The organism is Pseudoalteromonas luteoviolacea H33-S, assembly GCF_001625695.1.
Lineage (GTDB): Bacteria > Pseudomonadota > Gammaproteobacteria > Enterobacterales > Alteromonadaceae > Pseudoalteromonas > Pseudoalteromonas luteoviolacea_B.
This window is the reverse complement of sequence record NZ_AUXY01000074.1, coordinates 36,910-51,465: the sequence shown is the minus strand read 5'-3', so window position 1 is coordinate 51,465 and position 14,556 is coordinate 36,910. Positions and strand designations below refer to the sequence as shown.

General features: G+C 40.5%; 11 protein-coding genes. 3 read left to right on the top strand and 8 right to left on the bottom strand.

The features are described 5' to 3' along the window. The first annotated feature begins 78 nt into the window (after positions 1-78). Entirely contained in the window at positions 79-924 is an 846-nt protein-coding gene (fghA, locus tag N477_RS13395; RefSeq protein WP_063359902.1) for an S-formylglutathione hydrolase, read from the top strand. A gap of 49 nt (positions 925-973) precedes the next feature. Here fghA and N477_RS13390 read toward each other — a convergent pair whose 3' ends face one another. After that, a complete protein-coding gene (locus tag N477_RS13390; protein WP_063359903.1) occupies positions 974-2,875 on the bottom strand; it encodes a beta-ketoacyl synthase in 1,902 nt (633 codons plus the stop codon). 120 nt (positions 2,876-2,995) lie between these two features. On the opposite strand from N477_RS13390, the gene N477_RS13385 reads away from it, so the two are divergent. Next, on the top strand, positions 2,996-3,985 hold the full coding sequence (locus N477_RS13385; RefSeq protein WP_063359904.1) for a GlxA family transcriptional regulator: 990 nt from the start codon (positions 2,996-2,998) through the stop codon (positions 3,983-3,985). Here N477_RS13385 and N477_RS13380 read toward each other — a convergent pair. The 7 genes from N477_RS13380 to N477_RS26300 form a co-directional block, all read right to left on the bottom strand. Then, positions 3,974-4,573 carry a class I SAM-dependent methyltransferase gene (locus tag N477_RS13380; RefSeq protein ID WP_063359905.1) on the bottom strand — a complete coding sequence of 200 codons (600 nt, stop codon included), beginning with the start codon at positions 4,571-4,573 and terminating at the stop codon, positions 3,974-3,976. The genes N477_RS13385 and N477_RS13380 overlap by 12 nt on opposite strands. A gap of 361 nt (positions 4,574-4,934) precedes the next feature. Continuing rightward, entirely contained in the window at positions 4,935-5,177 is a 243-nt protein-coding gene (locus N477_RS13375) for a hypothetical protein (protein ID WP_063359906.1), read from the bottom strand. 136 nt (positions 5,178-5,313) lie between these two features. After that, positions 5,314-5,790, bottom strand: coding sequence for a GreA/GreB family elongation factor (locus tag N477_RS13370; protein WP_063359907.1), 477 nt, complete (start codon positions 5,788-5,790; stop codon positions 5,314-5,316). Positions 5,791-5,849: 59 nt separating this feature from the next. Then, positions 5,850-7,739 carry a hypothetical protein gene (locus N477_RS13365; protein WP_063359908.1) on the bottom strand — a complete coding sequence of 630 codons (1,890 nt, stop codon included), beginning with the start codon at positions 7,737-7,739 and terminating at the stop codon, positions 5,850-5,852. Positions 7,740-7,749: 10 nt separating this feature from the next. Next, a complete protein-coding gene (locus N477_RS13360; protein WP_063359909.1) occupies positions 7,750-8,826 on the bottom strand; it encodes a hypothetical protein in 1,077 nt (358 codons plus the stop codon). Positions 8,827-8,881: 55 nt separating this feature from the next. Beyond that, positions 8,882-11,947 carry a hypothetical protein gene (locus N477_RS13355; RefSeq protein ID WP_155731890.1) on the bottom strand — a complete coding sequence of 1,022 codons (3,066 nt, stop codon included), beginning with the start codon at positions 11,945-11,947 and terminating at the stop codon, positions 8,882-8,884. A 391-nt stretch (positions 11,948-12,338) separates the two neighbouring features. Continuing rightward, complete coding sequence (locus N477_RS26300) at positions 12,339-12,779, bottom strand: hypothetical protein (RefSeq protein WP_063359911.1); 441 nt, start codon at positions 12,777-12,779, stop codon at positions 12,339-12,341. Positions 12,780-13,122: 343 nt separating this feature from the next. Here N477_RS26300 and ccoN point away from each other — a divergent pair, with 343 nt between their 5' ends. Further along, positions 13,123-14,556 carry a cytochrome-c oxidase, cbb3-type subunit I gene (gene ccoN, locus N477_RS13345; RefSeq protein ID WP_023401643.1) on the top strand — a complete coding sequence of 478 codons (1,434 nt, stop codon included), beginning with the start codon at positions 13,123-13,125 and terminating at the stop codon, positions 14,554-14,556.

Genomic DNA, 14,556 nt, shown 5'->3' with positions numbered 1-14,556 from the left:
GTATCAACTTAAGCGGTGAGCGCAGTCTCACCGTTTTGACCATTTATAATTTGGATTTAATTTTAAGTTGCGAAATATATGGAATTAATCAGCGAAAATAAAGTGTTTGGCGGTTTACATCAGCGTTTCAAACACCAAAGTGCAGCAAATAACTGCGAAATGACATTCGCAGTTTTTCTGCCAAAAACAGACTCTAAAAATGATAAGTTGCCTGTACTCTATTGGCTTTCGGGGCTCACCTGTACCGATGAAAATTTCATGCAAAAGGCAGGCGTGTTTAAGTATGCGAGTGAACATGGTATCGCCATTGTCGCGCCAGACACCAGCCCACGTGGTGAAGATGTTGCTGATGATGAAAATGGCAGCTACGACTTCGGCCTCGGTGCAGGCTTTTATTTAAATGCCACTCAAGCGCCCTACGCCGCTCACTATAAAATGTATGACTACATCACAGTTGAACTACCTAAACTGATCGAGTCAAATTTTCCTGTTTCGGATAAAAAAGCCATCAGTGGACATTCAATGGGTGGTCACGGCGCACTGACTATCGGCCTTAAAAATAGCCATCAATATGCGAGTATCTCTGCGTTTGCACCAATCACAAATCCAATGGACTGCCCTTGGGGTGTGAAAGCATTTACAGGTTACTTGGGTAAGGATGAGTCTCTATGGGCGCAATACGATGCAACCAAGCTGATGTTAGAGCACAAAATAGAGAGAAAGCTCCCCATCAAGATAGACCAAGGTGGTGATGACACTTTTTTAACAGAGCAGCTTAAGCCCGACGCTTTACTCAATGCAGCTAAGGCAATTGGCTACGATGTCGATTATCAGCTACATGATGGATACGACCATAGTTACTTCTTTATTAGCTCCTTTATTGAGCAGCACATTGAGTTCCACGCACAATATTTAAATGCGTAAAACAAAAAAAGGCGCTACTCCTTAGCGCCTTTGTTGCTTAACATTAATTCTATTTGCTCAGATCAGAATACTGATTATTTCCTGTAAGCTTAATCGCTTCATCAAAACCAGGTATGTGTAACTCATTTTGATCTATGGTCAACTGCGACTCATCAACCATACCGTTACCAAAACGATATATCAGTTCATAATTACCTAAATCAGCCGCTTGCTTATACGCCTGTTGATTCTCTGTTGTTTTTTCAAGCTTCTGCTGATATTCAGCTACCATAGCTTCACCGTGACGTTTAGCCAGCAGGCGCGCTGTCACTTTTGGTGAAAATACAGTCGCCGTCGCATTATTACCGCCAAACCCTTTCGAATTGATAAATGCGATATCCATATCTCCACACTCGTAATGGTAGTTACGGATATCTAAGTGCTCATCAAATACATCATCAGCGACTTTATCAATTGTTGTAATACCTGGCATAATATTGTGACTAAATACGCCTAGTGCGATTGCTAACTGATCACCAGATGCAGGTGCAATTGTATGACCGACATAGGCTTTTGGTGCTGCAAGTTTCCAACCGTTTATTGAAAACGCTTCAGCGACTTTGTGATAGATAGCCGATTCAGTTACACGGTTTTGCGGTGTGCTAGAGCCATGCGCCAAGATGAAGCTGCGCTTTTGCAAAGACTCTTGCCCAACAATTTCTTGTGCCAACGCAACAGATTTTGCCATGGTAATATAGTTGCCTGGGCCAGGTGCTGTAATTGACTTTTTAACGCCATCTGCATTTACAAATACATCAACAACAGAGCCCATCACTTCTGCACCTAGTTCTAACGCAAGTTTGTCATCCATTAGAATAGCAACCTGTGCACCTTCACCTATGGTGAAACCACAGTTTTCACCAAATGGGCGGCTCGTTCTGCGATGATCTGCCTCATCTGCATTGTCTAGCTTTTTCAACCCTTCTTCGTTTGCAAGGGCGCCCATATTACCAAAGCCTTCAATGACTTCTGGCGTTAACGCGCATTCAACACTGGCAACAACAGCTACGCGTGTACGACCTGCTTGGATGTCATTGACTGCTGCACGTAAGTTGTATAGGAAAGTTGCACATGCACCGGCTGTTGAGAAAGTCGTTCCTACACTACCCGTTACGTATGCATTAATAAAATCCGTCGACATGGTATTTAAACCAAGTGCTAACTGCTTGGTGCTTACGCGATCGCCTCTTAGTCGGCTTCTCACCAAACCGCCCAGACCTTCATTGTCCATTTGGCCTGCGACTGATGCCGAATAAGTGCCAATTTCATCAGGTTTAACGCTAGACATGACATTGTCCCAATCTAGACCAGTTGACTTTATTGCATCTGTCGCTGCGAAGATGGTCGCCTGCAAACCTCTAGGCTGATAGCGGCTGTTATACATTTTTGCTGGCTCAAAACCAGTTGGTAGCTGACCCGCTGCTTTTATCGGGTTATCTCTATAGCTGTCGTGTTTTACTTCAAGCTGCTCAGGCACATGAACGTTAACAGTTTTAGCATCCACTTCTTCTACTGACCAACTGCTTGGTACAGGCGTTGGTAAGTCTCTTTTGCGACAAGTAAAACGAATACCTTGCTCGGTATTAGCCGTAATTGTCAGCTTTTGCTGCCAATGTGTTGCATCAACATCAAAGTGATTTTTTTCGATTTTACGAATTAAAGTACCAGCAATGACCTGTTCACCTACTTTACTCTCAACATCCGCTTTAGTGATAACGTCTCCATCTTGAGTAACTAGGTTATCACCTTCAACAGAGACCAAATTCATTAAAGTTGCGAGACCTAAAAAGGTCTCTGCTCTGGTGCTTTGATCTAATTTATCGAGCACAATTCTGCGATATGCTTGGTGAAAAGATGTTCTACCTGCGGCATTAATACCACCCATACCGACAATAATAGGTAATGCTGTCATACTTAACTCTTTAATACTTATTTGTTGCAATAATTCTAGAATGAAGTAGATAATATAACTTTACAAAATTCGCCACTGAATTGACAATACTCGCCAACTTTTGCAGATCCGATAAGTTTTATGGAAAAAATAAGAATTGCCCTTACGCTATACGAACAATTATTGATCACCAGTGTCACGCTGCCCATCGAAATGCTCAAAGCTGGAGAAGCTTATGCGAAGCGACATAACAAAGAGCGTTTTCAAGCGCTGGAGATCCATTGTCTAAGTGAAAGTGGTAGCCCAGTCAAAGCGAATATTGGCATGACCATGGATGTAAACTCTGACTTTGCCGCATTGAAGGGCTACGATTACATCATTGTTCCAAGTATTTGGCGTAACCCGCGGCCAGTCGTAAAACGCAACCCACTACTGGCTAAAAATATTGACAGTGCTAGGAAACAAGGGGCAACCATTATCGGGGTTGGCACTGGCGTGTGCTTTTTAGCTGAGTCCGGAGTTTTAAATGGCCACTCTGCAACGACCCACTGGCACTATGCTAATCAATTTATGAAAAGCTACCCAAACGTGGACTTAAAACCAGATTACTTTATTACGCAATCAGATAGGCTTTATACAGTGGCAAGCCTCAATGCACTTGCTGATGTCATTGTGCATTTAATAGGTCAATTTTATGGTAAAGACGCTGCAAATCATGTTCAGCAAAACTTTTCTCATGAAATCAGAAAGCCCTATGAAGAGCAACGCTATTTGGAAGGGGCCGTAGATAGGTATAGCGATGAGCAAATTGCAGCAATTCAATTTTGGCTGAAAAACAACGCGAGCTCCGTTGAATCACTCGCCGCCGTAGCTCAGCAGTTTAATATGAGCTACCGCAGCTTCAATAGGCGTTTTAAAATAGCTACAGGTAAAACAGCGATTGCTTACCTGCAGGAGGTCAGGCTTCAGCAAGCATGTGAACTCTTAGCTTCGAGTAACTTAAGTATTCAGGAGATCGCACTCACCGTTGGGTTTAATTCACAAAGTCAGCTATCTCGTGCATTCAAAGAACAAATGAACCAAACACCAAGCTCGTATCGCAAAATTGTTCGAAAAAAACTATTTTCTTAGTGCAATGCGAGACCAAGTCACATCATGTTTATTGGGCATTTTGCTTGGTTGGTTTGCCACTTGAAAAACCACTTCCAAGCCGCATTCTGGTGCCATGCTCAAAAGCTCTTCATTGCTTGTTGGGAAAACATGAGTACCCATACCTGCTGGGCCATTCCTAAGCGAAAACGCACAAATACCATTGGGGGCCAATAATTGATAAAGTCGTTTAATGCATTGCTTGCGTTCTTGATAACTCAAATGATGCCAAACACCATCTAGTAATATAAAGTCAAAAGCATGCTTAGCGGAATTAAGTCGTTTTAATTCAGGTAAACTATCCTCTAGCCACTCGATAGGCAGATCTGTATAACGAGTCTTCGCCTGATCTAAAAAAGTAGTTAACGGCTCTATCGCACACACCTCATAACCTAACTCACAAAGCGCCGCAGCGTTTTGACCTACCCCACATCCTGCATCTAACACTTTTGAGCCCAGAGCGGGTAAAAATGACAAAAAGTCTTGGTTAATATCTTCAAACTTCAATCCAATACTCGCTTTCGCGAAAGATTGAGCACCACTCTCATAACCACGTGTACCTGCAACCATATATCCTACTTAGCTGTTAAATAGTAATTGATGTTAAGACGATAAACCGCACGAATACTTTTAGAAAATAACGCTATTTACACTCTATACCTACTCAGTATGTAGCCTCTAGAAAAAGCTTTTTTCTTGTTGACAACAAAAGCATTGCAACCGAGAGTTATTAATAAATATAACTAAATCAAGTCAGTAGAGTCTAGAGGTCATAAATTAATAAGGTCTAGCTGAGGCCTAAGTTACATGAAGTATTGGCAAGCTATGATTCAAATATTAGGCTTATAAAATATTGTACTCATAGCTCATTATGTATGTGTCGTTGAGTGTCTGTATAGTATGTTCGGCAGTAAGCTTTACCTACCAGATTTCATGGTTTTTTCGCTCTTTTTTCTTGTATATAAAAATATAAGCTATACACAATCCCCACCAGACAAAGAAATGATATCAATGCAGCAGGAATAAAAATAAGCAACATGTTGGCTTTAAATCCAACAACAGCCAGTACGATACAAATAACACCTATTATGAGCTCGATTGAAATCAATTCCCAATCGACGGTATGAGTTCTACTTATTGTTTTAGCGGCATAATGATTAACTTTAAAGCCCATTAAATATCCCTTATTTATGAGTTAAATACAGTGCTAACGAGCACAGCTAGAATAAACAACTTTTAATCACTAATGCCAGCTTACTTTGTAAACATGCAAATTTGATATTTCAATATCTTCATATTTATAAAAGTACTTAAATAATTTTATCTATATAAAAAATACGCTTTGAACCATTAAAATCAAATTCAACATCATCACCCAACATCTTCCCTTTTAAAGCCAAGCCAAGAGGTGACTGCAATGTAAGCACCAATACTTGCGTCTCAAAAATCATGATTTTAAGACCGCCCTCTACAGGGCCTATAAAATACCAAAAATGAACATCTTCCTCATCACTCAACTTAATTAATGCGCCCTCAGCCACCGTGTCGTTAACTTCAGCTTTAAAAACCGATGCAAATGCATTAATGGCACGGTGCGCTTGCTCTACTCGCTCACTTTGGCCTTCAGCTAAATAGCCAGATTCAATACTCAAAGAGTCATACTGTGTTTCAGCCGCACTTTGTTCATGAATCGCGTCTTGCCTTGCACTATTTGCCGCTTCCTGCGCCTCGTATAACTTTTTTTCTAATGCCATTTTTAGCGCTTCAACCACAACGATTTTTTTCATTTTCTACCCAAAACAAAAAAGGGCCTTCTATAGGCCCCTTAACTACTTAATCCCAACTGCTAGAACAAGGACTCGAAGCTTCCATCAGGAAATAGAATGCCAGGAATACCTCTGATTGTTCGTACATCAGCAACGAGTTTATCACCAAAATAAAAACCACCCGTATACAAATCTTTCTTTTTCTTGATATCTAACCAATAACCGTCTCTACCTCGAACAATGACATTGATATTGCCTACAAGGTTTGTCACCGTAATTTCACTCACATGACCGCCAAGTATGATTGCAATATCCGCAGTCGTGAAGTCAGATAAATCGTCTGGCTCTCCAGTTACTTGTATTCTAAGGTCTTTACCACCGTTGAGAGACAACTCCAGCTGAGCACCAAAAACCAGATCCATATCTGTTCTTAGTGCTAATGGTGAACGCTCATTAGCATATATACGTAGTGGTGTGACTTGATTGTCAGTTGTCAGAACACCATCAACAGATAGGTAAGGTATAATAGATTTGGTACTGCGAATGCTCAAGTTTTGCCTTGAATAATCTACATCGACGCGACCAGTTAAAACTGCGTCACCCTGTGAGAGCTTTATATCTCCCAATGCGTTTGCAACGCCAATAACTTCATCTATGTTATTAGGGTCAAAACTCCCCTTACTAACAATTTCAAACTCATCAAAGCTATACTCTAGTTTCGTACTAGGTTTCGATATTTCACCAATACCAAACCCGACAATTTTATCACCCAATGTCGGACTTATCCTCCACTCTGGAACCGTGATATCAACATTGACTTCAAACCCTTTTCTTACGCCGGTCACAACCCACCTAAAACCGCCCTCTGTTTGGTAATCAATATCTAAACCTGGCAGGGTATAATTTCCCGGCAATGAATTTTCAAAAGGAGAGACATGTTTTACAACATCACCAATCACCTCAAGCGCAATCAATAATGCATCTTGAGAATCATCATTAACCAGCTCTTCCACCTCTTCGAGCTTTACTTTTAAATCTTCACTATATTGCTCATCTTGCAAACGTAAAACACCGATAGCATTTCGCACTTCATTCAGTAAATCATTACTATACGGCTCAATTTCTGTATGTAACTCACGACTTGCATTTACTCTAAGCAATTCATTTACTTCAATTAATACCTTTTCTGATACTCCTCTATAGAGAGAATTAGTTTCTTCTGTCGTTAACGTCTCGATTATGTACTCATTGGCAAGCTCTCTATACGGGTTTAGTGCTGCACTATTACCACTCATCCCTTCCCCAATAGCATTGACAAATAACTCGCTATCTCGCTGGTTTTGATTATGCTGATGCATCACATCGATATAGGTCAGTACATCTGATACATATTCAGCTTTTTGTTTGCTATGAATAGTACTTTGCGTCAGGTGGTTATTCGGTGCAGCTGTTAATGACCAAATTGAGCTATCTAATTTAGACTCAACTAATGCGCTATTGAAGCTTGAGAATAATACATGGTTAATGCCTGGCGTTGGTAATACTATCAACTCGAAGTGAACTTCTGCATTGATAGGCTCACCATAATCGATTTCATTATTGCCATCCAGATCATTTGGGTCGTTTAATAATGAACGACCACAACCTGATAGTTTTGGACATGTCACAGTATTACTGTTTGGTGTATATTTCAGATTATATTGCCCGCCAACCGTAACGGTTAGTGCAAATTGATTCAACGGCTCTACGTTATGTATTACCTGTGAATTATCACTGAGATTAGTCACAGTTAACTGACCGTTTTTATCTACAAAGTCAGGTAAATAAAAACGTATATTTGCTTCAAAACTTTCAGCTATATCATTTCCAAAACCGGGCTGAATATCAGAAACTTGGGGAACATCCCCACCACTTCCACCACAACCAGCTACTAATGCCATAAGTAAATATAAACCACTTACTTTTTTCATTATTATTCTCCTACAACACTAAACGGATAAACCAATTAATGTTTGCGTAGTGTGCATCATCAAGATCCAAACGGTCTGTTTTGACAGAAAACCCAAAATAGTCATTGGCCACTCCTAACTCAACAGCTTTTGAGTTTGTTTCATACCCTGAAAATACGCGCCAACTATCATTAAAGTGATAATTAATATTCCCTTGTACAAACGTATCTTTATAAAAACGCCGAGTGTTCACATCGAACGAAACTCGGTCATTTAAGCGATATTGCACATCAAAATAATACCTAGCATCATGCTCAAAGGAATAGTCTACTTCGCGACCATAAGCCGACGTTCGCAAGCGAATAGAGGGAGAAGTTTCAATGCTGTCGCCTTGTTCAGTGAATGGCACATCTGTCGTTATGCCATTTACAAAGCCAACGCCTGAATATTGGGTTTCATTGATTAAATCTAGCCCTTTGAAAGATAAAGTAAGCTCATCACTTATTTGCCATTTTATGGTCAAATCAATCGAGTATCCCTCACCATCTGGGCTCTGCTCAGGTGTAAATGACTTAAACAAAATATCTTTTGAGAAGAAATATTGTGTTTGTAATGCTCCCTTTATTTCATCACTAAAAACAGTACCATCCACTAAAGCATCTTGAAAATGAGCACTCTGATAGTAGGTAACCTTCGGCACTATGATCAGAGTTTCATCAAAGAAGTTAAAGTCATAAGAAAAGAATACACCGTGAGAGGTAGATTGCTTACCCTTTAGATAATAACGATAATTTCTTTCTTCAAACGGCAAGTCGTTTTTTTCTAGATAAGTAAAAAGTGCAGTATCTGGGTCAAATTCAAGTGCATAGTTGTATCGGCTCTGGGCGCCTACTGCAATGCCTTTGTACTTTACTCCGAGTTCGAAAACATTAAATGTAAATGCACTGTCCCCCGATTTAAGGGGCTTATCAAACTCATCGAGAAAAGATTTAACGGGCTGTGCTTCAGTATATATTTCTGAATCAAACGTATTAATTATTTCAAAATCATTGGCATAAGTAGAGCCAGTAAAACATACAGCAAGAAGAAGTGCATTTGGCTTTGTCATAATTATAAGTTCAAAGGCGGAAAGATACCGCCTTCCTTTATTATTGTTAGAAAAGTTAGTTGATGTTTTGCCCCAAGAAGTCAATATCAGTGTAATCAATTACTTGGCCATCAACGTAAGTGACTCTAAATCCATTTGTGATTTCAATAACATCACCCACCTTAACTGGCGTCGTATCGCTATATAACGTTACGTCCCCAACCAGTGGTCCGTCAGTGTCCAATAAGTTGACATTAAACACATAGCCATTGAAATCGTTTAACATTATTTTGGCTAAACCAAGGTCGTCATTATCGTCTTCATTTTTAAGCTCAAAATCAGCTGTAAATACAAGAGATTCAGTTGTGCCTGACATAACTACATTCAAGTGTTCAATCGCACCGCTAACAAATAATGGGACTGCATTTCCAGCACTGTCGGTGGAGGTTAACTCCGATGAAAGCGTCCCATTAAAGCCATATTGGCCATCAACGAACTCTACGATATTGAATGTTTTAGCGCTAGATGCATCAAAATTTCGAGCGTCTTCAATGGTCGTTATACTGCCATCAATAAACACTACCGAGCAGGACGCATTTGGCTGGGAGATTAAATCAAGTGACCAACGCTCACATTCTGCCAAATCAGGCGATTTCACCATTACAGTTTGTCCATCCGTTGATTTTAAAGTACCCGTCCAAGTTAAAATAATTTTACTCGTTGCGCCTGAATTGACCTGCGCATTAGCTAATATCTCCTCATCACCCTGCGTGTTGTTAAGCTCGATTGCATATGTATCTGTGTTGTATCTATATGTCCATTCTGGATAATTAGGAGCAGTACCCGAATGAGAGCCAGAATCCAAGTTTTGGTCCCAAATGTCCCTCAACACGTCATACACAATTTCACCAGCATTAAATACTGCGTCAGCACCTTCTTTGGTCACAAATGCAATTGATGTCATTTTATCTGTGCCTGATTTACCTCTCGCATTATCAACGCTAAACGATATATTACTATTCAGCGAGCGAGTATCTGATTCAGAAGCTTTGAAGGCTGTTACATTTGCAGTTACTGTTTGCTGCCTTGTGGTAGAAGCAGCAACAAACTGCTCAGCTTCTTCTTTTTGTGCATCAGTCCTAGCGACCACTAAATATTCATCAGCGCGCGTTTTAGCAAGATCTACATCACTCAAAATATCAGTGGTCAATACATTTAATGTATTAAACTTATCTAACGCACTCTGAGCACTGGCAAATGCAGCTTCTAACGCAGTCAGGTCTGAACCTGCAGAAGCGAACAAGCTTGTCGCTTCTACGACCTGTGCTTGATAATCCGAATTAGCCGAATTAAATGATTGCTCGCTTTGTACTGCGCGCTCAATTGCCGCTTCAGCCAGTACCTTGGCAGCACTCGATGCATCATCTAGTGCTGCTATTGCCTTGTCTCTTTCCGCGTTTGCAGACGCGACGAACGCTCCGATATTTGTATTTAAGGACGCAACATCATTCACGAGAGCTTGTGAGCTAGTAACAGCAGACTGAGCAGCTGCTGTTAAAGCCAGAAGTCCCTCTGCACTTGCTAAAGCTTGTGCGGAGATTGATGCTAGAATACTTGTTTCTTGTTGCAAATTAGAGCTTGCAAGCTCAGCTATTAAGTCATCTGCAGCTTTTAAATAATTCTCTTTCTCTTGTTGAGTCTGAGCAGCTTCACCTAACCCTATAACAGTTTGTAAAGTTGTATTTAAACCAGTGAATGTCTCATTTAAAGAAGAGAGTTGTGTTTGAGATTCTGCTATGGCGGTCAAAAGCTCATTTAGACTGTCATTTATTAATGCATCGTCGTCTGTATTACACTCATCACCTTCACACCCTAAGTCACCTACCGCATTTTTTGAGTCTTCAGCCGCATCTTCAAGTGCGTTTTCGTCCGTTGCACCCGATTCAATCGCTTGGTCTCGAGCATCTTTGGCCTTTTCTGCAAGTTCGTTTAATGATTCATCGTCAAGCTCTGGAGCAACTTCCTTGAGCGCTGCTTTAATTGCTTCAACATCACCACTCGCTATGGCTACAAACACCGTTGCGGTTTTATTTACTTCTTCTTGTAGCGTCGCAGCCAGTTGAGCAACAACAGCGTCTTCATTACCTTTGAGACTACCATCATTAACACCTTGCTTGAGAGTTTCGAGCACAGAATTTAGTGTTGTATCACTGCCAGAATTAGAAGCGATATTTTGAAGAGTTGAAGCAACATTAATAAGCGCTAAAGTACCCGCATCTATGGTATCCTCTGAGTTAACATCTGTGAAATCAACAGCGCCTCCCAAAGAAATATCACCTGACAACAACACGGCATCCTTTGCAGCTTCTGGGCCCATTAAAATAAGTAAAGTATTCAAACTCGCATCGGCTACACTTTCTGCATTTACAACTCCACCATCTTGCGACACTTTTTGCAGTAACTCAGATGCTAAAGTTGTAAATATAGTAGCATTCGCAACATAAAACTTTGTAGTTCCCTCCGCCCCTCTTGCTTGCCTACTGGATTGGGCTGTTATTTCTTTCACGACATTTAGTGTCAAGTCATCTTGATACCATTCGTCAAAGTCAATTTTGGAGTTAGAATTTGCATCATTATCTGAGCTTTCGGCAAAATCACCACACCCCAACAAGGCATCACATTTTATGAAACCACTGGTTTTCGTGGTTTTGATTGTTATGTATAAAGCACCACTAAACTGCTGATCGATATAAAACCCATAAGTACCATCATCAGCGGTAAGTAATGACTGAGGGCTTTCACTTAAGATTTGTGATCTAGCCAGCTCAATTGCGGCTGCTTCACTTGTCGCTGTTGCTGTTTTCTCTATTGTTTCTAGCTCGCTTCTATAAGCAACATCTACAAACTCACCATTTTTTAGTTCTTTTACGGTGAGCTCTGCACCTCTGAGTGTCCCTTTGACAGCTTTGCCAGAAATAAAAACGTTAAAGTCTATAGAAGCACTTCCTTCGATATTTGAAGGCAAAGGCTCCACTGGAACTGTACTTGAAGAGTCTTCGCTGTCAAAAAGACTGCACCCGGTTAACCCAAGTGTTAATGCGACTGAGACTGAAAGATAGGAACGGTAAATTTTGCTATTCACCACAGGAGGCCTCCTTAAATGCCTTAGAATTTTTCTTTTGTACGCCTTAAGCGTAGTTGCTACAAGCCAAAACTCTAGTGAATTGATTAAATTTTTATCAAAATTTCTTGTTAGTTAATGCACACTTAGCTAGAACAATGAGGAGTACTGGTTAGTATTAAGAGCCCAAATATAGGCTGATTCAGAGAAATTGCTGCGTTAATAGCATAGGTAAATACCTGGCCTACACGAATCGAAAAAAATCAAAATTTCAATTAATAATTAACAAATAGATTTACAAGTTCAATACATTATGAATGTTTAAAGAGCTACAATATACAAGATTGTAGTAGAGACTAAATACATGTAAAGCCAATCCGTGAGACTGTGTGAATTGGTGGGTATTTAAAATCTAACGCGTCGTATAAAAAATGGGCGCTGAGGTGTCAAGCCCCTCCTTCAAACCAGAAAGTACAATTTTCCACTTCATTTTTTCAAGATTACATGCACCAACCATAGCTTCAGCTACCCAAAGACCCTGCTCATGCGGCTCAAATGAAATTGGAATTTTGCCCATGTACATAGATACCCCTTCTATATGTGCCAAGCCAATTGACTGTATAGAAGGATTTTTTAAATACACTTCAAATAGCTCCTCTGCTTTCAATCTCTCTTTAGAAACCCAAAACTCTGTATTTTTTCCCAACTTACATGGTTCAGGTAATGTACAATTTTTAGTTTTGACTGAACTTTCACTTTTTTCTGAACTTTCATGTATACTTATATATAGCTCTGAGCAGGACGTAAGTAAATAAATTAAAATTATCAAAGCGAATGTTGAAAAATAGCGCATAATTTAAGCTGACTAGAGTCAAAATTGTGTGCCTATGATACTACGCTTATCAAGCTTTGAGGGCCAGCCAAGGTTAGAATAAATCTCGGTTGAATTGACCGTGGTCATGAAAACTGGACGGTTTTAAACTACCTGCTGAAAACTTGATTGATGTCATGCTTTGGGGTGTTTTAGGTATCTTTTGTTTTGCAAAAAAATTATTATTTCCTTGCAAAAATAAGGGTTTCTCAGGCTTGCTTTGGCTTATTTAGCGTACGCAAAGCGGGACTGTTGAAATATAAAAGAGGGCCTGTTTTACAGGTTAATCATTTCTAAACGCATTAACTGCAGCGGAATCCAGAAAATGAGCCAAACAGTAGCATCACAAACTGAGTACAATTATAAAGTTGTACGCCAATTCGCTATTATGACAGTGATTTGGGGCATCGTTGGCATGGGTGTAGGTGTATTTATCGCAGCGCAACTTGCTTGGCCTGCTTTAAACTTCGACATTCCATGGTTAACTTACTCTCGACTTCGTCCGTTACATACGAACGCTGTTATTTTCGCCTTTGGTACTAGTGCATTATTTGCAACGTCATACTACGTCGTGCAACGCACGTGTCAAACGCGTCTTTTCTCCGACAAATTAGCTTCATTTACATTTTGGGGCTGGCAAGCAATTATCGTTGCAGCCGCAATTACACTACCCTTAGGTATTACAAGCTCAAAAGAATATGCAGAGCTAGAGTGGCCTATTGATATTGCAATTGCAGTCGTTTGGGTAACTTACGCAGTCGTCTTTTTCGGCACATTGATTAACCGTAAGGTATCTCATATCTATGTCGCAAACTGGTTTTATGCAGGATTTATTATCACTGTTGCAGTCCTTCACATCGTTAACAGTATGGCAGTACCGGTATCACTGACTAAATCATACTCAATATACGCGGGGGCGGTAGATGCAATGGTACAATGGTGGTACGGTCACAACGCGGTAGGCTTCCTTCTAACTGCTGGATTTTTGGGTATGATGTACTACTTCGTTCCTAAGCAAGCTGGACGCCCTGTATATTCATATAGATTGTCAGTCGTGCACTTCTGGGCGCTTGTCTCTCTTTACATTTGGGCTGGCCCTCACCATCTTCATTATACTGCTTTACCAGACTGGACTCAGTCTCTTGGTATGGTTATGTCAGTGATTCTATTCGTTCCTTCATGGGGCGGCATGATCAACGGTATTATGACGCTATCTGGCGCATGGCATAAGCTTCGTACTGATCCAGTATTGCGTTTCTTAGTTGTTTCCCTGTCATTCTACGGTATGTCAACATTTGAAGGTCCAATGATGGCAATCAAATCAGTAAATGCTCTATCACATTACACTGACTGGACTGTTGGCCACGTTCACTCTGGTGCACTTGGTTGGGTTGCAATGATTTCAATTGGTGCTATCTACCACTTAATCCCTGCATTATTTGGCCATGCAAATATGTATAGCGTGAAACTGGTTAATACGCACTTCTGGTTACACACTGTGGGCGTTGTTTTATATATCGTTGCAATGTGGATTTCAGGTGTAATGCAAGGCTTGATGTGGCGAGCAGTAAACTCTGACGGTACATTGATGTACAGCTTTGTGCAATCTCTAGAGGCTTCATATCCATTCTATATCATGCGCTTCCTAGGCGGTGTGTTCATCGTAGTCGGCATGCTAGTAATGGCTTATAACGTATACCGCACTGTTACTGCAAAAAGTGGCTCTCTTGCTACTGATGCAAACACGCAAATGGCTTAA

Bases quoted from the DNA above. Each gene is read 5' to 3' on its own strand.
- fghA (WP_063359902.1), top strand. From the start codon at position 79: ATGGAATTAATCAGCGAAAATAAAGTGTTTGGCGGTTTACATCAGCGT.
- N477_RS13390 (WP_063359903.1), bottom strand. From the start codon at position 2,875: ATGACAGCATTACCTATTATTGTCGGTATGGGTGGTATTAATGCCGCA.
- N477_RS13385 (WP_063359904.1), top strand. From the start codon at position 2,996: ATGGAAAAAATAAGAATTGCCCTTACGCTATACGAACAATTATTGATC.
- N477_RS13380 (WP_063359905.1), bottom strand. From the start codon at position 4,573: ATGGTTGCAGGTACACGTGGTTATGAGAGTGGTGCTCAATCTTTCGCG.
- N477_RS13375 (WP_063359906.1), bottom strand. From the start codon at position 5,177: ATGGGCTTTAAAGTTAATCATTATGCCGCTAAAACAATAAGTAGAACT.
- N477_RS13370 (WP_063359907.1), bottom strand. From the start codon at position 5,790: ATGAAAAAAATCGTTGTGGTTGAAGCGCTAAAAATGGCATTAGAAAAA.
- N477_RS13365 (WP_063359908.1), bottom strand. From the start codon at position 7,739: ATGAAAAAAGTAAGTGGTTTATATTTACTTATGGCATTAGTAGCTGGT.
- N477_RS13360 (WP_063359909.1), bottom strand. From the start codon at position 8,826: ATGACAAAGCCAAATGCACTTCTTCTTGCTGTATGTTTTACTGGCTCT.
- N477_RS26300 (WP_063359911.1), bottom strand. From the start codon at position 12,779: ATGCGCTATTTTTCAACATTCGCTTTGATAATTTTAATTTATTTACTT.
- ccoN (WP_023401643.1), top strand. From the start codon at position 13,123: ATGAGCCAAACAGTAGCATCACAAACTGAGTACAATTATAAAGTTGTA.